Genomic DNA, 563 nt, shown 5'->3' with positions numbered 1-563 from the left:
CACCATTTTCAATCATTGCTTTAGCACCACCTGGTGGTACTTCTTCAGCTGGTTGATGTATCACAACGACTTTTCCTGTAAAACTATCTTTCATTTCAGCAAGCGTCTCTGCTAATACAAGCATGTAAGCTGTATGTGCATCGTGACCACATGCGTGCATAACACCTTTATTTTGTGATGCAAAAGATAATCCTGTATCTTCAGTAATGGGTAATGCGTCAAAGTCTGCACGGATTGCTAATGTTTTACCAGGTTTCCCTGAATCAATCGTTACTTTAATTCCACGTGGTCCGACATTCGTTTCTACTTCCACATCTTTACCTTTGTAAAATTCAGCGATGTATTTCGCCGTTTCATCTTCATGAAAAGATAATTCTGGATGCTGATGTAAATAACGTCTGATCTCAATCATTTTGTCTTCTTTAGATTTTAAAGCTTCAATTAATTGTTGATTCATATCCTTCATCTCCTTAGTTACATCATAAATGATTAATCATTATTTATATTGCCAACAACAGAGATGTTAACCATTAATTTTTTGCAATTTTAGCTTTGAATATAAA

1 protein-coding gene is annotated in these 563 nt (G+C 35.0%); it reads right to left on the bottom strand.

Features of this window, described 5'->3' with window-relative positions; translation table 11 throughout:
* Positions 1-457, bottom strand: a 457-nt coding sequence (locus IDG60_RS00555; protein ID WP_164825974.1) for an amidohydrolase, incomplete at its 3' end; no start/stop codon positions are given.
* Between the last annotated feature and the right edge of the window lie 106 nt (positions 458-563).

This window comes from Staphylococcus sp. EG-SA-2, from assembly GCF_017152085.1.
The sequence above is the reverse complement of the archived record's forward strand: the minus strand, read 5'-3'. Positions and strand labels throughout refer to the sequence as shown.